Here is a 19953-nt window from a genome sequence, read left to right on the forward strand (position 1 = left end):
TTCATTCCCAGGATCCGGCGATGAATTACCTGCCGGTGTAGCCTTCCAGCATGTCCGACAACTCGTCGGCATGTTGTTCTTCCTGCTCCAGGATCGCTTCGAGCAGGCGCTTGGTGGTGGTGTCCTTGTCGCCGATGTAGTTGATCATCTGGCGGTAGCTGTCGATGGCGATGCGCTCGGCGATCAGGTCTTCCTTGACCATGTCGTGCAGGTCGCTGCCTTCCTTGTATTCGGCGTGCGACCGCTGGCTTAGCGTGTCCGGGTTGAGATCCGGCTCGCCGCCCAACTGGACGATGCGTTCGGCCAGCTTGCCTGCGTGCTCCTGCTCCTGCTGGGCGTGCTCCAGGAACTCGGCCTTGATCGAGTCGGCCAGCATGCCCTTGGCCATGAAGTAGTGGCGGTAGTAGCGCAGCACGCACACGTACTCTGTGGCCAACGCTTCGTTGAGCAGCTTGATCACCTGGTCGCGGTCGGCGGTGTAGGTGTCGGTGATCGCGCCGTCCTCGATGCGCTTGCGCGCGTTGGCGCGCAGCGTGTCCCGGTCGGACAGGGCGCTGGCGGAAGTCTTGTCGAAGGTGGCGGGCGTGTGGGACATGTGTGGGTTCCTGTTTGTGCGATAGGGAAGAAAAAGGGTCAGGCGGGAATCTGCTGCAGCACCTGTTCGGCCGAGGACACCTTGAATTCGCCCGGCGCCTCGACCCAGATGTCCTGGACCACGCCGTCGACCGCGTACAGGGCATAGCGGCGCGAACGCAGGCCCATGCCGTTGCCGCTCAGGTCGATGTCCAGGCCCATGGCCCTGGTCAGCTCGGCGCTGCCGTCGGCCAGCAGTTGCAGGCCATCGGGCACATGCAGCGATTCGCCCCAGGCCTTCATCACGAAAGGGTCGTTGACCGCCACGCAGTAGACCTCGACGCCGCGCTTGCGGAATTCGTCGAAGTGCTCGATGAAGCCTGGCAGGTGGCGCTCGGAGCAGGTCGGGGTGAAGGCGCCGGGTACGCCGAACAGGACCACCTTGTGCGCCTGGAACAGGGTCGGCGTGTCGACCTTCTCCACCCCCTGGCGGATGCGGTTGAGGGTGATCTCGGGGATGCGCTGGCCACGCTGGATGGTCATGGGCAAGTCTCGTCAAGGGGCGCGCCCGCCGCGCTGGCGGGTGCATGAACGCCACCCTAGGAGCGGCCATGGGAAGGGCGCGTCAAGGCCCTTGAAAACTGCCTGGAGGCGCCTATCTGCTGGCCATGGAGGCCACGGGCCCCTGCCGCGCCGCAGTCGCGGAATGTCGGCAACCAAACAGGAGACATGCCATGAATTTTGTGCGCTACAACGGCTGGTCCGGCCTTCCTGCCCAGGCCGATCTGGGCCGGGTCATCGAGCGTTTCGTGCAGGCCAATCAGTCCCCCGAACAAGCCGAATGGTCGCCGCCGGTGGACGTGAAGGAAGAAGCCACCCGGTTCGTGATCTTCGCCGATCTGCCGGGCGTGGACCTGGATACGATCGAGGTGCAGATGGACAAGAATGTGCTCAGCATCCGCGGCCAGCGGGCCGCGCCGGAGGCGGGCGAAGACCAGCGCTTCACGCGCCAGGAGCGCCGCCACGGCAGGTTTGCCCGCAGCTTCACCCTGCCGGAAACCGCCGATGCCGACGGCATCGTGGCTTCGGGCCGCGACGGGGTGCTGGAAGTGGTGATTCCCAAGCGTGCGCAGGCCGCGCCGCGCCGGATCCAGGTGGGGCGCGAATCGATCCAGTAAGCTGTACGCCGCCAGCCCGGATTGCCGGGCGCGAGTGACGGGCGTGATGTGCTGTTGAATGCATCAGGCCCAGGTTCAAGCCCGCGGCTGCGAGGTCGCGGGCTTTTCTTGCTGGAGGTGCGATGGAATTCAAGGATTACTACCAGACGCTGGGCGTTGAACCCACGGCCGGCGAAGCGGAGATCAAGAGCGCCTACCGCCGCCTGGCGCGCAAGTACCACCCCGATGTCAGCAAGGAAGCCGATGCCGAGGACAGGTTCAAGGCCGTCAACGAGGCCTACGAAGCGTTGCGCGATCCGGAAAAACGCGCGGCCTACGACCAGCTGCGCGCGCGCGGCTACCGGCCTGGGCAGGAATACCAGCCACAGGATTTCGGCGGCCGTCCCGGTCAGGGCTTCGATTTCGAGGAGGTATTCGGCAGCACCGGCGGCGGCGGTGCCGGCTTCAGTGATTTCTTCGAGAACCTGTTCGGCCAGCGCGCCCGCGGCGGCGGTCCGGGCTTTGGCGGTCAGGCGCCGCGCGGAGAGACCCGCGCCCGGCTGTCGGTGCCGCTGCGCGCGGTCTACGAGGGCAGCACCATCAGGGTGACCGTCAACGGCAGACAGCTGGACGTGCGCGTGCCCAAGGGCATCAGGCCCGGCCAGGCGATCCGGCTGGCCGGACAGGGCAGTGGCGGTGGCAACCTGCTGCTGGAGGTGGAATACGCCGCCGACCCGCAGTTCGAGGTGGATGGCAGCAACGTGATCCACGTATTGCAGGTCACACCGTGGCAGGCCGCGCTCGGCGCCACGGTCAGCGTGCCGACCTTGGGCGGGCCGGTGGAATTGAAGGTGCCGGCCGGTTCGGAAGCCGGTCGCAAGCTGCGCCTGCGCGGTCGCGGCCTGCCAGGCGCGCAGCCGGGCGACCAGATCGTGGAGCTGGAGATCACCGCGCCGCGCCCGGAGACCGAGGCCCAGCGCAAGGCCTACGAGAAGCTGGCCAAGGCGTTCGCGTCCCAAGCCTGAACCGGCCGGTGCAGAAAGACCGGATCCCGACCAGGCGTCTGTGTAGCGCCCCATCGCGGCCATGTCCCGAAAAGGGGATAAAGGCCTACGGGAAAGCCCATCGCGGCCGGGCCGCATCGCGGGGATTTGCCCCCTCTCCCCCGCTCGCGGGGGAGAGGGGGCTCCGAACGCGTCGAGCAGACAGTTGCTCCTACGGGCGCCCGGCAGCTCAGGCGGCCGGCAATGGCGGCTCGCTGCTGGCGCTGAGGATGCGTTCGATCACTTCTGACAGTTCGTCCTCGGAAAACGGCTTGGTCAGATAGGCCTTGGCGCCCTGGCGCATGCCCCACATGCGATCGGTATCCTGGTCCTTGGTCGTGACCAGGATCACCGGAATGTGGCTGGTGGTCGCTTCGCGGCTGAGCTGGCGGGTGGCCTGGAAGCCGTTGAGATTGGGCATGACCACATCCATCAGGACCATGTCCGGCAACTCGCGCTTGGCCACTTCAACACCCTGCGCGCCGTCCTCGGCCGTGATCGAGGCGTGCCCCAGCTTTTCCACGATGCGCTGGATGCCCAGCAACTGCGACGGTGAATCGTCGACGATCAAAATCCGTGCCATGCGATAACCCCCTGATTGTCCCCGCGCCGATTGTAGAGGCTGTTCATGGACAAGGTAATACGCCGGTGACCGGTCGGCGGTGCCGATGTTCCGCTCGTCCGTCGGCGCTCCCACGCGGCCACGCGGCCGCTCTGAAAGCATGAAGACCATCACACTTGCGGGTATCGACGGTCCTCATCGAACCACGCTGGCGCGTTTCTCGTCGATCCACTTCGAGGCCTGCGCCGGCGTATAGGCCTGCATCCAGCCCAGCATCGCGTCGATGTCCTCGCCGTACCACAGGTCGGCGCGCTGGTCCGGGTGCAGGAAACCTTCTTCGACCATGCGATCGATCATGCCGATCAGCGGTGCGTAGAAGCGGTCCATGTCCAGGAACGCGCACGGCTTGTTGCCGATGCCCAGCTGGCGCCAGGTGAGCATCTCGAAGATCTCCTCCATGGTGCCAAAGCCGCCGGGCAGGGTGACAAAGCCATCGGCCAGTTCGAACATGCGCGCCTTGCGCTCGTGCATGGAACCGACGACCTCCAGCCGGGTCAGGCCGCGATGGGCGACTTCCCAGTCGGCCAGCTGTTGCGGAATGACGCCGGTGACCTGGCCGCCGGCCTCCAGGACCGCGTTGGCCACCGTGCCCATCAGACCGACGTTGCCGCCGCCATAGACCAGGCGCAGGCCGTCGGCGGCCAGGCGCCTGCCCAGTTCGGCCGCGCGCTGGGCGTAGAGCGGCTTGGAGCCGGGGTTGGAGCCGCAGTAGACGCAGATGCTTTTCATGATCAGGAGCCGGGACTGGGGACTGGGGTTTCGGGACCCGGGACTGGTTTCGGGACCCGGGACCCGGGACCCGCAAGGCAGGATCTTTGGCCTCGCTCTCCTGTCAGGGCCTTTTGAAGCAATTTGCATCCGGACCGAGAAACCGGGGCTCAACCAGTCCCGACCGGATCAGGCTCTTCCGGGTCCCGGGTCCCGGGTCCCGGGTCCCGAAACCCGAAACCCGAAACCCGAAACCCGAGTCCCGAGTCCCGAGTCCCGAGTCCCGAGTCCCGAGTCCCGGCCTTCAGTTCGCCTTGTGGATTGCCCGCTTGCTGACCGCCATGGCGGCGTCGTGGATGGCTTCGGACAGGGTCGGGTGGGCATGGCAGATGCGCGCCAGGTCGTCGGCCGAACCGCTGAACTCCATCGCCAGCACGCCCTCGTGGACCAGCTCGGACACGCCCACGCCCACCAGGTGCAGGCCCAGCACGCGGTCGGTCTCGGCATGGGCGATCACCTTGGCAAAGCCGGCCGGCTCGCCCATCGCCACGGCCCGGCCGATGGCGGCAAACGGAAAGCTGCCGGTCTTGTACGGCACGCCTTCGGCCTTGAGCTGCTGCTCGGTCTTGCCGACCCAGGCAATCTCCGGCTCGGTGTAGATCACCCAGGGGACGGTGTCCAGGTTGACGTGGCCCGGCAGCCCGGCGATCAGCTCGGCCACCGCGATGCCTTCCTCGAAGCCCTTGTGCGCCAGCATCGGCCCGCGTACGCAGTCGCCGACGGCCCACACGCCATCCACGCCGGTGTGGCAGTGTGCGTCGACCTCGATCTGGCCGCGCTCGGTCAGCTTGACGCCGGTGCCTTCGGCCAGCACGTCCTTGGTCGCGGCCCTGCGGCCCACCGCCACCAGCAGCTTGTCCACAGTCAGGGTCTGCTCGCCGGCCGCGTCGGTGTAGCTGACCACGACCTCCTTCTTCTTGCCCTTGCCGGCGACTTCGGTCGCGCTGACCTTGGCGCCGAGCTTGATGTCCAGGCCCTGCTTGGTGAGTTCCTTCAGCGCGGTTTTGGCGACCTCGGCGTCGGCGGCGGCCAGGAAATCCGGCAGCGCCTCGAGGATGGTGACCTCGCTGCCCAGGCGCTTCCACACACTGCCCAGCTCCAGGCCGATCACCCCGGCACCGATCACCGCCAGGCGCTTGGGCACCTCGAGGAAGTCCAGCGCGCCGACATTGTCGACGATGGTCTCGCCGTCGAACCTGGCGAACGGCAGTTCGATCGACTCCGAACCGGCGGCGATGATCACGTTGGTGCCCTTGAGCTCCACTTCCGTCCCGTCGTGCTGCCTGACCTTGACGATGTTGCCCGGCTGCAGCTGGCCAAAGCCGTGGTAGGCGGTGATCTTGTTGGCCTTGAACAGCATCGCGATGCCGCCGGTGAACTGCTTCACGATCTTGTCCTTGCGGCCGACCATGGTCGCCACGTCCATCCTGGCGTCCTTGAAGCTGATGCCGTGTTCGTCGAACAGGTGGCCCATGTTCCAGAACTGGCGCGAGGAATCGAGCAGCGCCTTGGACGGGATGCAACCCACGCGCAGGCAGGTGCCGCCCAGGGCCGGCTTGCCGTCCTTGCCCAGCGCTGCGTCGATGCAGGCCACCTTCATGCCCAGTTGCGCGGCGCGGATGGCCGCGTGATAGCCGGCCGGGCCGGCCCCGATGACGACGACGTCGTAGTTTTGTTCTGACATGTTGCAGGAGTCCTGTGCTTTTTGCGGGAGTCGGGAGTCGGGACCCGGGACGCGGGACCCGCAAAGCATCACCTGCGTGTCCCGAGTCCTGCTTGATCTGCATCGCCGGGTCCCGGGTCCCCGGTCCCGAGTCCCGGCAGTGGAATCACAGGCCGAACAGCATCCGACCCGGGTTTTCCAGCTGGTTCTTGATGTCCACCAGGAACTGCACCGAATCCTTGCCATCGATGATGCGGTGGTCGTAGGACAGCGCCAGGTACATCATCGGCGCGATCACGACCTGGCCGTTCTCGGCGATCGGGCGTTCCTTGATGGCGTGCATGCCCAGGATGGCGCTCTGCGGCGGGTTGATGATCGGGGTGGACAGCAGCGAGCCGAAGGTGCCGCCGTTGGTGATGGTGAAGGTGCCACCCTGCAGGTCGTCCAGGCCCAGCTTGCCGGCCCGGGCCTTGGCCGCGTAGTCGGCGATGCCCTGCTCGACCTCGGCGAAGGACTGGCGCTCGACGTTGCGCAGGACCGGCGTGACCAGGCCCTTGTCGGTGGACACGGCGATCGAGATGTCGCTGTAGCCGTGGTAGATGATGTCCTCGCCGTCGATCGAGGCGTTGACCAGGGGGAAGCGCTGCAGCGCGTTGGCCGCGGCCTTGACGAAGAAGCTCATGAAACCCAGCTTGATGCCATGGGCCTTCTGGAACTCGTCCTGCAGCTCCTTGCGCGCGGCCGAAACCTTGCTCAGGTTGACCTCGTTGAAGGTGGTCAGCATGGCGGTCGAGTTCTTCGACTCCATCAGACGCCTGGCGATGGTCTTGCGCACCCGGGTCATCGGCACGCGCTCTTCCGGACGGGCGCCTGCGGCCCTGCCCACCCCGCCAGACCGGGCGAAGTTGACGATGTCTTCCTTGGTCACCGCGCCGCGCCGGCCGGTGCCTTCCACCTGGGCCGGATCCACGCCTTCGGTGAGTGCGGAAAACCGCGCGCCCGGCGGCAGCGAGGCGGTGTCGCCGGCGGCCTTGGGTGCTTCGGCCTTGGCGGCCTTCGGTGCCTCGGCAGCCTTGGGAGCTTCCTTCTTCTCTTCCTTGGCGGCAGGCTTGACCTCCTCCTCGGCCGGCTTGGCCGGGGCGGCCTCGGCGGCGGCGCCTTCCTCGATCACGGCCAGGACCTGCGAGGAGGTGACCGTGTCGCCCTCCTGGAACTTGATCTCCTTGAGCACGCCATCGACGGGCGAGGGCACTTCCAGGACGACCTTGTCGGTCTCCAGGTCCACCAGGTTCTCGTCGCGCCTGACCGCATCACCGGCCTTCTTGTGCCAGCTGGCGATGGTGGCGTCGGAAACGGATTCGGGAAGTGCCGGAACTTTGACTTCGGTTGCCATGCGGGGAGCGTCCTAGATGTCTCGTCGGTAGGGATTGGATTGCGGTGTTCTATTCAGCGACGACGTCGTTGCCGAAATCGTTGACCAGCGCATCGGCGACCAGCTTCTGCTGCTCGGCCACGTGCTCGGCCATGTGCCCGGCCGCCGGCGAGGGCGAACGTGGGCGACCGGCGTAATGCAGCGCCTGCTTGCTGCCCAGGCAGGCCTGCAGGTGATGCTTGATCTGGTACCAGGCGCCCTGGTTCTGCGGCTCTTCCTGGCACCAGACCAGGTCGGTGGCGTTGCCGTATTGCTTCATCTGCGCGGCCAGCAGCTCGCGCGGGAACGGATACAGCTGCTCGATGCGCAGGATCGCCACGTCGTCCTGCTCGCGCTTGTTGGCGTCTTCCAGCAGGTCGTAATAGACCTTGCCCGCGCATGCCACCACGCGCTTGACCTTCTTCGGATCGGCCTTGGGGTCCGGGATCAGGTGCTGGAACTGGCCTTCGGCCATTTCCTCCAGGCTGGAGACGGCCAGCTTGTGGCGCAGCAGCGACTTGGGTGTCATCACGATCAGCGGCTTGCGCGTGGTCATGCGCATCTGCCGGCGGATCATGTGGAAGCACTGGGCCGGGGTGGTCGGCACGCAGACCAGCATGTTCTCCAGTGCGCACAGCTGCAGGAAGCGCTCCAGCCGGGCCGAGCTGTGCTCGGGGCCCTGGCCTTCGTAGCCGTGCGGCAGGAACAGCGCCAAACCGGTGATACGGCCCCACTTGGCCTCGCCGGCGGCGATGAACTGGTCGATCACCACCTGGGCGCCGTTGGCGAAGTCGCCGAACTGCGCTTCCCAGATGCACAGCGCATTGGGATCGGTGGTGGAGTAGCCGTATTCGAAGCCCATCACCGCCTCCTCGCTCAGCAGCGAGTCGATCACGGTGGCATCCTGCGGATCATCGACCAGCTGGCGCAGCGGCAGGTAATAGCTGTCGGTCTTCTGGTCGTGCAGGATCGCGTGGCGATGGAAGAAGGTGCCGCGACCGGCATCCTGGCCCACCAGGCGCAGGGTGTGGCCTTCGGCCAGGATGGTGGCGTAGGCCAGGTTCTCGGCGAAGCCCCAGTCGCCGGGCAGGTCGCCCTCGGTCATCTTGGCGCGATCTTCGTAGATCTTGGCCACGCGGGCGTGCAGGGTCACGCCCTCGGGAATCGTGTTGATGGTCTTGGCCAGCTGCCTGAGCTTGGGCAGCTTGACCGTGGTGTCCACCGGATCGGTCAGCTTGCCCGACAGGTACTTGGACCAGTCGATGGCCAGCGGGTCGCGCTCGGGCTTGGCCAGCTCGGTGGTGTACTCGCCCGAGTCCAGCTTGTCGCGATAGGCATCGACCATGGCCTTGGCCTCGCCCTGGCCGATCACGCCGGCCTGTTCCAGCTGCGCCGCGTACAGCTCGCGGGTGGTCTTGTGCTTGCGGATCACCTGGTACATCACCGGCTGGGTCGCGGCCGGCTCGTCGGCCTCGTTGTGGCCCCAGCGGCGGTAGCAGACCAGGTCGATGACCACGTCCCGCCTGAAGGTCTGGCGGTAGTCGTAGGCCAGGTTGGCCGCGAACACCACCGCTTCGGGATCGTCGCCATTCACGTGCAGCACCGGGGCGCTCACCATCTTGGCCACGTCGGTACAGTACAGGGTCGAGCGGGCGTCATCGCGCGCACTGGTGGTGAAGCCGATCTGGTTGTTGATGACGATGTGCACGGTGCCGCCGATGGCAAAGCCACGGGCCTGGGACATCTGGAACAGCTCCATCACCACGCCCTGGCCGGCGAAGGCCGCGTCGCCATGGATCAACACCGGCAGCACGTGCCTGCGCTCGGTGTCGTTGTAGCGCTCCTGGCGCGAACGCACCGAGCCTGCGACCACCGGGTCGACGATTTCCAGGTGCGAGGGGTTGAACGCCAGCGCCACGTGGACCGGGCCGCCCGGGGTGGAGATGTCGGCCGAGAACCCCATGTGGTACTTCACGTCACCGGTGTGGGCGCGGTCGTCGTGGGCATGCTCGAACTTGCCCTCGAACTCGTCGAACAGCTTGCGCGGATTCTTGCCCAGGGTGTTGACCAGCACGTTCAGGCGACCGCGGTGGGCCATGCCCACGGCGATGTCGCGCATGCCGTCGCTGCCGCTGCGGCGCAGGATCACGTCCATCATCGGGATCAGCGAATCGCCACCTTCCAGCGAGAAGCGCTTCTGGCCCACATACTTGGTGTGCAGGTAGCGCTCCAGGCCTTCGGCGGCGGTCAGGCGCTCCAGGGTGCGCTTGCGGGTCTCGGGGTCCAGGCCGTAGTTGCCCCCGGCCTGTTCCAGGCGCTCGTACATCCAGCGACGCTGGTCATGGTCGGGGATGTGCATGAACTCGGCGCCGATCGAGCCGGTGTAGGTCGCCTTCAGGCGCGCGAGCAGGTCGCGCAGCACCATGCGCGGCTGGCCGGCCACCCCGCCGGTGCTGAATTCGCTGTCCAGGTCGCGCTCGGACAGGGTGTGCCATTCCAGGCCCAGGTCCGGTGGATTGACCGGCTCGCTCAGGCCCAGCGGATCGAGCCTGGCGCCGAGGTGGCCACGCGAGCGGTAGGCGGTGATCAGGCGGCCGACGTGGCGTTCACGCTCGTCCGAGGGCGCGGCGCCGTTGGCAGCGTTGGCGGCCTGCCTGGAGGCCTGGGTGATGTGTTCGATGGCCACCGAGTGCGGCACGTCGCCGGCTTCGCGGCCCTTGAAGCCGTCGAAGAAGGCTTTCCACTTGGGGTCCACACTGTCGGGCGAGACCAGGTACTGCTCGTACAGGTCTTCGACATAGGCGGCACTGCCGCCGTTGAGCGGGGAGGACTGCGCAAACTGCTTGAGAAGATTGTCCACGGTGATTGCCTGCGGCGTCTTTTGTGGGGTTGGAGAGCCCGCGGAGGCAGCGAAACAGGCCGGTCAGGGCGCGCTGGAGCCGCGAAACCAGAAAATTATAGGCCTCGCCCTGAACCCCGGCGGTCACGCGTGCCGGATTGCCGGAACGCACCAAGGCAATGCCCCACTATGCGGGACATTGCCTGTGGCCGGCTTTCACAGCCCCAGGGCGCGCAGTTCGGTGCAGGGCCGGGCGCGTTCCCAGAAGCGGCCAAATTCATCGCGCAGCTGGCGACTGCGCCCCGGTGCGGCCAGCTCGGCCTGGCCCTCGAAGCGATGGCCGAGCGGGCGGAAGTAATAGCCGCCGCCATCGCTGGCGACGAACGCACCGGCATAGCTGCGGTCGACCGGCTCATCGACCGCGCGCAGGACAAAGCTGCTGGGCAGGCGCTGGGCCAGGGTCAGCAAGGCCGAGCCGGCGCGCTGCGGCACCAGCGGGTCCTGCAACAGGATGCGGATCTGTGCGCCACGATGGTGCACGGCCAGGGCGCGCAGGGCATCGAGCACGGCCGGCGCATCGAGCAGGCCGGGGTCCAGTTCGCGGCTGTAGATGCACAGCAGGCTGCGGGTGTCCTGGGCCAGGGCCGCCACGGTCTGGATGGCCTGGGCCTGGTGTTCGACTTCCACCGCCTCAGCCCTTGAGCTTGAGCCGCATGAACTGGTGTTGGATGCCGACGTCGTCGAAGGGTTCGCCTTCGACCACGAAGCCGTGCCGGGTATAGAAGCCTTCGGCAGCCACCTGCGCATACAGGATCAGTTCGGACCAGCCGTGACTGCGGGCCTTGTCGATCATGGCCAGCAGCAGCGCCTGGCCGACACCCTTGCCGCGCCAGGGCTTGAGCACCGCCAGGCGGCTGAAGCGACCGTCCGGGGTGAGCCGGGCGGTGCCGATCGGCGCGCCGTGGGCATTGACCGCCAGGATGTGTTCGGCGACCGGGTCCATCGAATCCCATTCGGTATCCATCGGCGCGTGCTGCTCGGTGACGAAGACCGTCTCGCGCACCGCCCGCAAGGCCTCGCGGTCGGCGATGAACGAGGCAGGGCGCAGGGTGAACTCAGCGGTGGTCGTTGTACTCATCGGCATTGGCTTCGGGCAGCACGTAGTGGCCGGACGTTATCAGAACCAGGACCGCCTCGCGGCCTTGTTCGCCCAAGGTCTGGTACAGCGCGGCGTCGATCCGCTCGGCCGCCGCCAGGGCGCGCGCGTCGCGCACCGCCATCGGCAGCGCCTGGCCGCTGGCGAACAGCACCGCGCCCTTGCTGGCCCGGCGCCAGGCCATGCGGGTCATCGGGTGGCGCTGCAGCGTGGCGCCCTGGCTCAGCGCGAACTGCAGCTGGATCAGCGACGGGGCCTGCGCTGGCGCTGCGGCCTGCCCGGCGCTGCGGTAGGTGGTGATGAAGCGGCCGAACCACTCGCCCAGCCGGTCCGGGTCATTCATGCGCAGCGCATTGAGTGCCTCGACCACCCGGCCCATGGCGGTGGCGTCGATCTCGTTGGGATCGGTCGGCGGGGCCAGGTCGGGGTCCCGATAGCGGATCGCCTCGTCGGCCTCGGCCACCAGGGTGTCCAGGTAGTCGGCAATCAGTTCGGCCGAGGAGGGCGCGCGCATGCCCACCGAGAAGGTCAGGCACGGGTCCTGGGCCACCCCCAGGTGGGGCACGCCCGGCGGCAGGTACAGCATGTCGCCCGGACCCAGCACCCAGTCATGGGTCGGGGTGAACTGGCGCAGCAGCTTGAGCTCGACATCGTCACGGAACTCCAGCGGCGGATTGTCCGAGGCGTCGATCTGCCAGCGGCGCTGGCCGTGGGCCTGCAGCAGGAACACGTCGTACTGATCCACGTGCGCCCCGACCGAGCCGCCGGTCGCCGCGAAACTGACCATGATGTCGTCGATGCGCCAGCGCGGCAGGAAGTCGAAGGCGTCCAGCAACGCGGCCACGTCCGGGTCCCACTTGTCCACGTCCTGCACCAGCAGGGTCCAGTCGTGGTCGGGCATGGTCGGGAACTGGTCTTCCTCGAACGGGCCGCTGCGCAGCGACCAGCCGTCGCTGGCGCGGTCATGGGTGATCAGCCGCGAGAGCGCGGCTTCCTCGCAGGCCAGTCCGGCCAGCTCGTCCGGCTCGATCGGCGAGACCAGGCCGGGGAAGGCGTTGCGGACCAGCAACGGGCGCTTCTGCCAGTAACGGCGCAGGAACAGCTGTGGCGGCATGCCCAGCGGCGGCCGCCTGGACGCGTCGACTTCGATCGGCGGCAGGGTGGGGGACTTGGCGGTTTTTTTGGTCATCGACGTGGGCGGCAGAGGTGGGAGAGACGCATCGGCTGTACCAGAGGTGGCGGTCGGCTGTTGTAGGAGCGCACCGCAGGGGCGCGAGGGGCTTTACCGGCAAAGCCCCTCGCGGCCCTGCGGTCCGCTCCTACGGGTCAGATTTCCCGCGCCAGCTTCGCCGCCAGCCCGGTGTAACGGCCCGGGGTCAGTTCGCGCAGGCGCTGCTTGTCTTCGGCCGGCAGCTCCAGCGATTCGATGAAGCCGCGCATCGATTCGGCGGTGATGCCCTGGCCGCGGGTCAGCGCCTTGAGCTGTTCGTAGGGATTGGGCAGGCCGTGACGGCGCATCACCGTCTGCACCGCTTCGGCCAGGACTTCCCAGGCCGCGTCCAGGTCGGCGTCCAGGCGCTCGGGTGCCACGGTGAGTTTGCCCAGGCCCTTGGCCAGCGAATCCAGTGCCACCAGGGTATGGCCGAAGGCGGTGCCCAGGCCGCGCAGCACGGTCGAGTCGGTCAGGTCGCGCTGCCAGCGGCTGATCGGCAGCTTGGCGCTGAAGTGCTCGAACAAGGCATTGGCCACCCCGAAGTTGCCCTCGGCGTTCTCGAAGTCGATCGGGTTGACCTTGTGCGGCATGGTCGAGGAGCCGACTTCGCCTTCCTTCAACCGCTGCCTGAAGTAGCCCAGCGAGATGTAGCCCCAGATATCGCGGGCCAGGTCGATCAGGATCGTGTTGGCGCGGCGGCTGGCATCGCCCAGCTCGGCCAGGCTGTCGTGCGGCTCGATCTGGGTGGTGTACGGGTTGAACACCAGCCCCAGGCCCTCGACGAAGCGCTGCGCGAAGGCCGGCCAGTCCACCTGCGGGTAGCTCACCACATGGGCGTTGTAGTTGCCGACCGCGCCGTTGATCTTGGCGGTCAGTTCGACCGCGGCGATCTGCCTGATCTGGCGCTCCAGGCGCGCCACGACGTTGGCCATTTCCTTGCCCAGGGTGGTCGGCGAGGCGGTCTGGCCGTGGGTGCGGGCCAGCATCGGCTGCTCGGCCTGGGCGTGGGCCAGGGCGCGCAGGCTGGCGGCGATGCCTTCCAGGCTGGGCAGCAGCACCTCGCGCCGGGCCTGGCTGAGCATCAGGCCGTAGGACAGGTTGTTGATGTCCTCGCTGGTGCAGGCGAAATGGACAAATTCCAGTGCCGGGCCCAGCGCCGGGTCATCGGCGAGCTGCTCCTTGATGAAGTACTCCACCGCCTTGACGTCGTGGTTGGTGGTGCGCTCGATCTGCTTGACCCGCGCGGCCTGCTCGACGCTGAACTGCTCGGCCAGGGCGCGCAGCTTGTGGATCTGTGCCGGGGCGAACGGGGCCAGTTCGGTGATGCCCGGTTCGGCGGCCAGGGCCAGCAGCCATTCCACCTCGACCCTGATGCGGGCGCGGATCAGGCCGTATTCGGAGAAGATCGGGCGCAGGGCGTCCACCTTGGCGGCGTAGCGGCCGTCGAGCGGGGACAGGGCGAGCAGGCTGGCGTGGGTCATCTGGAAGGGCAACTGACGAGGGGGAAACCGGTGCGGGCGCGGCGCGTGGGAGGGCAGCCAGGCGGGCCGGGCAAGGCCGCACAGTCTACCGCTGTCGTCCGCTCACGCGCCGGGGGCGTATCCTGCGCCGCTTCAAGCCAGCCGTTGCGGACTGACCACCGCGTGCCAGCCGTAACCTTGTCCACAAGGAAACACGCTGATGCCGCAAAAAGTCCGACTCGAACACGACAGCATGGGCGAGCTGCAGGTCCCCGAAGCGGCGCTGTGGGGTGCCCAGACCCAGCGCGCGGTGCAGAACTTCCCCATTTCCGGCCGGCCGATGCCGCGCGGCTTCATCCGCGCGCTGGGTCTGATCAAGGCGGCCGCCGCCGAGGTCAACGCCGAGCTGGGCCTGCTGCCCAAGGCCACCGCCAAGGCGGTGCGCAAGGCCGCCCTGGAAGTGGCCGAGGGCGGCTACGACGCGCATTTCCCGATCGACATCTACCAGACCGGTTCGGGCACCTCGTCCAACATGAATGCCAACGAGGTCATTGCCAACCTGGCTGCGCGCATGTCCGGGCAGGGTCAGGGCAAGCTCGCCGTGCATCCCAACGACCACGTCAACCTGGGCCAGAGTTCCAATGACGTGGTGCCCACCGCGATCCGCGTGTCGGCCCAGCTGGCGGTGGTCGAGGACCTGCTGCCGGCGCTGGCGCACCTGCGCAAGACCATCCAGACGCGCGGCAAGGCGCTGGGCAAGATTGTCAAGACCGGGCGCACCCACCTGATGGACGCCATGCCGCTGACCTTCGCTCAGGAATTCGGCGCCTGGGCCGCGCAACTGGAATCGGCGCAGGCGCGCATCACCGACGCACTCAAGCGCCTGCGCCGGCTGCCGCTGGGCGGCACCGCGATCGGCACCGGCATCAATGCCGATCCGCGTTTCGGCAAGCAGGTCGCCAAGGCGCTGAGCGAGATGACCGGGACCAGGTTCGAAAGCGCCGACAACAAGTTCGAGGGGCTGGCCGCGCAGGACGATGCGGTGGAGCTGTCAGGCCAGTTCAACGCGCTGGCCGTGGCCCTGATCAAGATCGCCAACGACCTGCGCTGGATGAATTCCGGGCCGCTGGCCGGCCTGGGCGAGATCGAGCTGCCGGCGCTGCAGCCGGGCAGCTCGATCATGCCGGGCAAGGTCAATCCGGTGATCCCCGAGGCCACGGTGATGGTCTGCGCGCAGGTCATCGGCCACCACACCGCGATCACCGTCGCCGGCCAGACCGGCAACTTCCAGCTCAACGTGACCCTGCCGCTGATCGCCGCCAACCTGCTCGAATCGGTGCAGCTGCTGGCCAACGTCTCGCGCCTGCTGGCCGACTCGGCCATCGCCGGGTTGAGCGTGCGGCAGGACAACGTGCGCCGCGCACTGGACCGCAACCCGATCCTGGTGACCGCGCTCAATCCGGTGATCGGCTATGAAAAGGGCGCGGCGATCGCCAAGCAGGCCTACCGGGAGAATCGCCCGGTGCTGGAGGTGGCCATCGAGGTCACCGGCATGAGCCAGGCCGAACTCAAGCCGCTGCTGGACCCGGCCGCGCTGACCAGGGGCGGCATCCTCGGCAAGCCGGGTTGATCGAACGCCTAAGCGTGCGACGCGGGGCCGGACGCGCGCGGTCGACCGGTGGCAGAGGCAATGACGACTTACGTGGCGGAACTGCCGCGCGGGTTGCCGAGGCAGGCGCCCACCGGGGCGTGATGGCTGTCGCCAAGCGCGACCGGGTGCGTTAAAACAGGGGGCTTGCCGACCGAAGGGGAAACTCCATGTCGATCCGTTCCGCGTCCCGCGCGCCGCGACACCCTGCCCGCATCGCCACCGCGGCGCTCGCACTGGTCATTGGCCTGCTGGGCGGCGCACCGGCCCATGCCAGCGACACCGCGCAGGCGCGCATGCAGCGCCAGGCGCAGGCGGTGACGATCACCCGCGACGACTGGGGCATCGCCCACGTGCGCGGCACCACCGATGCCGACGCCGTGTTCGGCATGGCCTACGCGCAGGCCGAGGACGACTTCCACCGCGTGGAAACCAACTACCTGCTCTCGCTCGGACGCATGGCCGAGGTCAAGGGCGATTCTGCGATCTGGCTGGACCTGCGGCAGAAGCTGTTCATCGATCCGGTGGAGCTGAAGAAGCTTTACGCGCAGAGTCCGGCCTGGCTGCGCCGGCTGATGGACGCCTGGGCCGATGGCCTGAACCACTACCTCGCCACCCATCCGCAGGTGCACCCCGAAGTGATCACCCACTTCGAGCCGTGGATGGCGCTTTCCTTCACCGAGGGCAGCATCGGCGGCGACATCGAGCGGGTCGACCTCAAGCAGCTCAAGGACTTCTACGGCCAGAGCGGCGATGCGCCGTTGGCGACCCTCCAGACGCATCCGAGCTGGGTCGAGCCGACCGGCTCCAACGGCATCGCCATCGCGCCCAAGCTCACCGCCGACGGCCACGCCCTGCTGCTGATCAATCCGCACACCTCGTTCTTCTTTCGCTCCGAGCTGCAGATGTCCAGCGACGAAGGGCTCGACGCCTACGGCGCGGTCACCTGGGGCCAGTTCTTCATCTACCAGGGCTTCAACCAGCACGTGGGCTGGATGCACACCTCCACCGGACTGGACGCGGTGGACGAGTTCGCCGAGACCATCGTGCGCAAGGACGGCAAGCCGTTCTATCGCTACGGCAGCGAGCTGCGCGCGGTCACCACGCGCCAGATCAGCGTGCCTTACCGCACCGCGGACGGCACGCTGTCCCGGCGCAGCTTCACCGCGTACTTCACCCACCACGGCCCGATCGTGCGCAAGGACGGCGAGAAGTGGATTGCCCAGGCGCTGATGAACACGCCGATCCCGGCGCTGCAGCAGAGCTGGCTGCGCACCAAAACGCACGACCTGGCCAGCTACATGAAGGTGGCCGAGCTCAAGGCCAACTCGTCCAACAACACGCTCTTGGCCGACGACAAGGGCCAGATCGCCTTCCTGATGCCGCAGTTCGTGCCCCGGCGCGACGACCGCTTCGACTACACCAAGCCGGTGGACGGCGCGGACCCGGCCACCGACTGGCGCGGCCTCACCCCGCTGGACCAGCTGCCGCAGGTGGTGAACCCGCCGAACGGCTGGGCCTTCAACACCAACGACTGGCCCTACTCGGCCGCCGGGCCCAACAGCCCCAAGCAGGCCGACTTCCCGCGTTACATGGACACCTTCGGCGAGAACCCGCGCGGCCTGCACGCCACGCGCCTGCTCACCGGTGCCAGGGACGTGACGCGCTCGTCGCTGATCGCCATGGCATTCGACCCCTACCTGCCTGCGTTCGCGCGCCAGTTGCCGGTGCTGATCGGCGACTACGATGCGCTGCCGGCCAGCGACCCGCTGAAAGCGAAGCTGCGCGGCCCGATCGCCCTGCTGCGCCCGTGGGACTACCGCTGGGGCATCGCCTCGATGCCGACCACGCTGGCGGTGTTCTGGGGCGATACGCTGTGGGACGAAGTGAGCAAGGCGGACACCGCCGAAGGCCTGTCGATCTACGAGGTGATGGCCGAAAAGGCCGGCCCGCAGCAACGCCTGCATGCGCTGGCCGAAGCGGTGGACCGACTGCAGCGCGACTTCGGCCACTGGGGCGTGCCGTGGGGCGAGGTGAACCGCTTCCAGCGCCTCACCGGCGCCATCGGGCAACCGTTCGACGACGGCAAGCCAAGCACCCCGGTACCGTTCACCTCCTCGCGCTGGGGCTCGCTGGCCTCCTTCGGCGCGCATCGCTGGCCGGGCACCCGGCGCTACTACGGCACCAGCGGCAACAGCTTCGTGGCGGTGGTGGAGTTCGGCCCCAGGGTGAGCGCCCGCGCGATCACCGCTGGCGGCGAGAGCGGCCAGCCGGAATCGAAGCACTTCAACGACCAGGCCGAGCGCTACACCATCGGCAACCTGCGCGAGGTGTACTTCTGGCCGGAGCAACTGAAGGGCCACACCGAGCGCAGCTACCATCCGGGCCAGTGAATGGCCGCGTCTGCTGCGGCCACGCGCGGGCAGGCTAATGCCTCACGCCACACGCCTCACGCATCGCGGCGAAACAGGCGAGCAACAGCGCCATTGGCCACGCTCGCCGCGCTGAAGGTGCCGGTGAGCATGCGCAGGCCCAAGCGCTCGCGCGCCGGCGGGTTGCAACGCACTTTCGCCGGCTCGTCGTGGAAACGCGGGCCGATCCAGACGTTCGCTGGCGTGCTGCTGCGATCGACCAGGCTCGATGAAAGTTCTGGTTGCGGCCGGGCGCGAGGGCAGCGCCCGGCGGCAAGGTGTCGCCGACGGTCACCGTGGGCGTCGGCGCGGTTTCCTGGGCCCAGGTGCCGCCAGGAGGCAACGCCAGCGCGAACGCGAACAACATGTCGAGCGTCTCTGGTGGTCCAGCCTGGTCTGGCGCCTTCCTTACCGCCAGCGCATCGTGCTGCGCCCGCAGGAGATCTCCAACCACGCCGAGATCAGGTCCAGCCGCGCACCAGCGGCGCCGGCAGCTGGCTGCCGATCAGGAAGCCGCTGAGCACGAAGAAGATGTCCACGCCCACCCAGCGGGCTACTGCGGCCGAAAGCGCTGGGGATCGGGTGGCACCTCGGGCGGCAGCGCGAGAATCCATTGCGCCAACTCGCGCGCCTGCGCCGGGGGCACCGCAAGGTTCGGCATCACGCCGCCCCAGGGCCCCCCCTGCCCACCCTGCGTGATGAATGACGCCACCGCGTCCTGGGCACCGGGCTGTCCCTGATAGCGCCATGCGATCCAGGCAAACGCCGGCCCCACACCGCCATCATGCAGCGCGTGACAGGAGCTGCATGCGTACTGGTCGAGCGCCGCCGGCGCATCGACGGGAACAGCCTCGCGAGGCCGCCCCATCATGCCGTGCATGCCATGGTGCATGCCCTGGAATTGTCCGGCGTGCGATCCAGGCCACCATCCGGTATCCGTGCCGGTCACGCCGGCCCAGGCCGCCAGCACGACGACAATCAAGACGAACAAGGCGAGATATTTCATTGGCCGGCCTGCTGACGGTGGATGCCCGAAATCCAGACGCTTCCACTTCTACGCCAAGCCAGTGGCAACAACAAGCACGGCCGCCGCCACCGCGGAGCGGACGGCACGCGCACCAAGGCATCCCCCGTCCTTCACGCCCATCTCGTTTCGGCCTGTGCGCGCGAGAACCATGAACGCACCGCGAAATGACATCCGTCGCGGCGGTGGAATGGCGTCAGGCGTTCGCGCAGGGCAGTATTCATTCGGCCGGTGCTGGTGAGTCCTCGACAACTCCATCATGCCTTCAATGACAACACCCGCTCTACTCTTTTCACCGCTATCGCCGGTGAGAAAATCAGCCTCGTCGGGGAATTTCGCAAGAGGCTCACCAGGCTTTTGAAAAGCATCTCCCGTCTGCGCGGGAATGACGATCGCACCGTTCGACGCGTGCCGATCCACGCCCCTTGTCGCCGCGCGGAGGAGCCGGGGCGTTCGACCGACCCGAAAAAAGCCGGCGTCAGCACCGGCTTTTGCACTCGCGTCCAATGCGCGGCAATCGCCTATCGCGCTTCCAGCCGGATGGTTTCAAGACTGTCCTGGTAGGGGCGCAGCTCGGGGAAGTCGGCCATCAGCCGTTCCTGCAGCGGCTTGAGCTGGGCATCGGGCGCGATGGTGACCGGCATGCCGCCGCTGGCCTGCAGCTGCGGCAGCGCCTGCTGGCGGCGCATCTGCAGCTGGCCGAAGTAGTTCTGCAGCTGCTGCCGTTTTTCCGGCGGTTGCGGCAACACCACATCGTCGATCTTCAGCGTGCCGTCGGGGCCGATGCTCACCGCCGCGCCGGGCGGCTGGCGCATGGACACCTGCATCGTCGTCACCGAGGTGGCAGGCCTGGCGCGCTCGGCGCGCGACAGTGCGGCCTTGTCGTCGCCGCCACCGCAGGCTGCCAGCGAGAGGGCGGCCAGGGCGGCAAGCAGAAAGGGCTTGGTCGGAATGTGCATGGGCCG

17 protein-coding genes are annotated in these 19953 nt (G+C 67.6%); 4 read left to right on the plus strand and 13 right to left on the minus strand.

What is annotated here, in order from left to right; translation table 11 throughout:
- Positions 1 to 25 precede the first annotated feature (25 nt).
- Both D9R12_RS07030 and D9R12_RS07035 read right to left on the minus strand, forming a co-directional pair.
- Complete coding sequence (locus D9R12_RS07030) at positions 26 to 595, minus strand: ferritin-like domain-containing protein (RefSeq protein WP_014160410.1); 570 nt, start codon at positions 593 to 595, stop codon at positions 26 to 28.
- Between the two features lie 38 nt (positions 596 to 633).
- A complete protein-coding gene (locus tag D9R12_RS07035; protein ID WP_122229310.1) occupies positions 634 to 1116 on the minus strand; it encodes a peroxiredoxin in 483 nt (160 codons plus the stop codon).
- A 191-nt stretch (positions 1117 to 1307) separates the two neighbouring features.
- On the opposite strand from D9R12_RS07035, the gene D9R12_RS07040 reads away from it, so the two are divergent.
- Both D9R12_RS07040 and D9R12_RS07045 read left to right on the plus strand, forming a co-directional pair.
- On the plus strand, positions 1308 to 1751 hold the full coding sequence (locus D9R12_RS07040; RefSeq protein ID WP_014160412.1) for an Hsp20/alpha crystallin family protein: 444 nt from the start codon (positions 1308 to 1310) through the stop codon (positions 1749 to 1751).
- A 122-nt stretch (positions 1752 to 1873) separates the two neighbouring features.
- Positions 1874 to 2755: a DnaJ C-terminal domain-containing protein gene (locus tag D9R12_RS07045; protein ID WP_122229312.1), complete on the plus strand. Its 882-nt coding sequence runs from the start codon at positions 1874 to 1876 to the stop codon at positions 2753 to 2755.
- 208 nt (positions 2756 to 2963) lie between these two features.
- On the opposite strand, the gene pilH is transcribed toward D9R12_RS07045, so the two are convergent.
- The 9 genes from pilH to purB form a co-directional block, all read right to left on the minus strand.
- On the minus strand, positions 2964 to 3356 hold the full coding sequence (pilH, locus tag D9R12_RS07050) for a twitching motility response regulator PilH (protein WP_014160414.1): 393 nt from the start codon (positions 3354 to 3356) through the stop codon (positions 2964 to 2966).
- A gap of 174 nt (positions 3357 to 3530) precedes the next feature.
- The gene (locus tag D9R12_RS07055) at positions 3531 to 4124 is read right to left on the minus strand and encodes an LOG family protein (RefSeq protein WP_122229314.1); all 594 of its coding nucleotides are present in this window, start codon (positions 4122 to 4124) and stop codon (positions 3531 to 3533) included.
- A gap of 283 nt (positions 4125 to 4407) precedes the next feature.
- Positions 4408 to 5847, minus strand: coding sequence for a dihydrolipoyl dehydrogenase (lpdA, locus tag D9R12_RS07060; protein WP_122229316.1), 1440 nt, complete (start codon positions 5845 to 5847; stop codon positions 4408 to 4410).
- A 145-nt stretch (positions 5848 to 5992) separates the two neighbouring features.
- Complete coding sequence (gene sucB, locus D9R12_RS07065; RefSeq protein WP_122229318.1) at positions 5993 to 7219, minus strand: dihydrolipoyllysine-residue succinyltransferase; 1227 nt, start codon at positions 7217 to 7219, stop codon at positions 5993 to 5995.
- Between the two features lie 49 nt (positions 7220 to 7268).
- Positions 7269 to 10097, minus strand: coding sequence for a 2-oxoglutarate dehydrogenase E1 component (locus D9R12_RS07070; RefSeq protein WP_122229320.1), 2829 nt, complete (start codon positions 10095 to 10097; stop codon positions 7269 to 7271).
- Positions 10098 to 10292: 195 nt separating this feature from the next.
- Positions 10293 to 10763 (minus strand): DUF7931 domain-containing protein, encoded by a 471-nt coding sequence (locus tag D9R12_RS16035; protein ID WP_244919629.1) that lies wholly within the window; start codon positions 10761 to 10763, stop codon positions 10293 to 10295.
- A gap of 4 nt (positions 10764 to 10767) precedes the next feature.
- Positions 10768 to 11214 carry a GNAT family N-acetyltransferase gene (locus D9R12_RS16040; protein ID WP_014160420.1) on the minus strand — a complete coding sequence of 149 codons (447 nt, stop codon included), beginning with the start codon at positions 11212 to 11214 and terminating at the stop codon, positions 10768 to 10770.
- The gene (locus D9R12_RS07080; RefSeq protein WP_122229322.1) at positions 11192 to 12421 is read right to left on the minus strand and encodes a cupin domain-containing protein; all 1230 of its coding nucleotides are present in this window, start codon (positions 12419 to 12421) and stop codon (positions 11192 to 11194) included. The genes D9R12_RS16040 and D9R12_RS07080 overlap by 23 nt, the downstream gene beginning before the upstream one ends.
- Before the next feature lie 137 nt (positions 12422 to 12558).
- Positions 12559 to 13926, minus strand: a complete 1368-nt coding sequence (gene purB / locus D9R12_RS07085; RefSeq protein ID WP_122229324.1) for an adenylosuccinate lyase — start codon at positions 13924 to 13926, stop codon at positions 12559 to 12561.
- Between the two features lie 199 nt (positions 13927 to 14125).
- Between purB and D9R12_RS07090 the strand changes: the two genes are divergently transcribed.
- Both D9R12_RS07090 and D9R12_RS07095 read left to right on the plus strand, forming a co-directional pair.
- On the plus strand, positions 14126 to 15535 hold the full coding sequence (locus D9R12_RS07090; protein ID WP_122229326.1) for a class II fumarate hydratase: 1410 nt from the start codon (positions 14126 to 14128) through the stop codon (positions 15533 to 15535).
- A gap of 188 nt (positions 15536 to 15723) precedes the next feature.
- The gene (locus tag D9R12_RS07095; protein ID WP_122229329.1) at positions 15724 to 17946 is read left to right on the plus strand and encodes a penicillin acylase family protein; all 2223 of its coding nucleotides are present in this window, start codon (positions 15724 to 15726) and stop codon (positions 17944 to 17946) included.
- Between the two features lie 571 nt (positions 17947 to 18517).
- Here the strand turns inward: D9R12_RS07095 and D9R12_RS07100 are convergent.
- The gene (locus D9R12_RS07100) at positions 18518 to 18970 is read right to left on the minus strand and encodes a c-type cytochrome (protein WP_210538808.1); all 453 of its coding nucleotides are present in this window, start codon (positions 18968 to 18970) and stop codon (positions 18518 to 18520) included.
- A gap of 539 nt (positions 18971 to 19509) precedes the next feature.
- Positions 19510 to 19947 (minus strand): hypothetical protein, encoded by a 438-nt coding sequence (locus D9R12_RS07105; RefSeq protein WP_014160428.1) that lies wholly within the window; start codon positions 19945 to 19947, stop codon positions 19510 to 19512.
- Positions 19948 to 19953 lie beyond the last annotated feature (6 nt).

Source organism: Pseudoxanthomonas spadix (genome assembly GCF_003703395.1).
Classification (GTDB): Bacteria; Pseudomonadota; Gammaproteobacteria; order Xanthomonadales; family Xanthomonadaceae; genus Pseudoxanthomonas_A; species Pseudoxanthomonas_A spadix.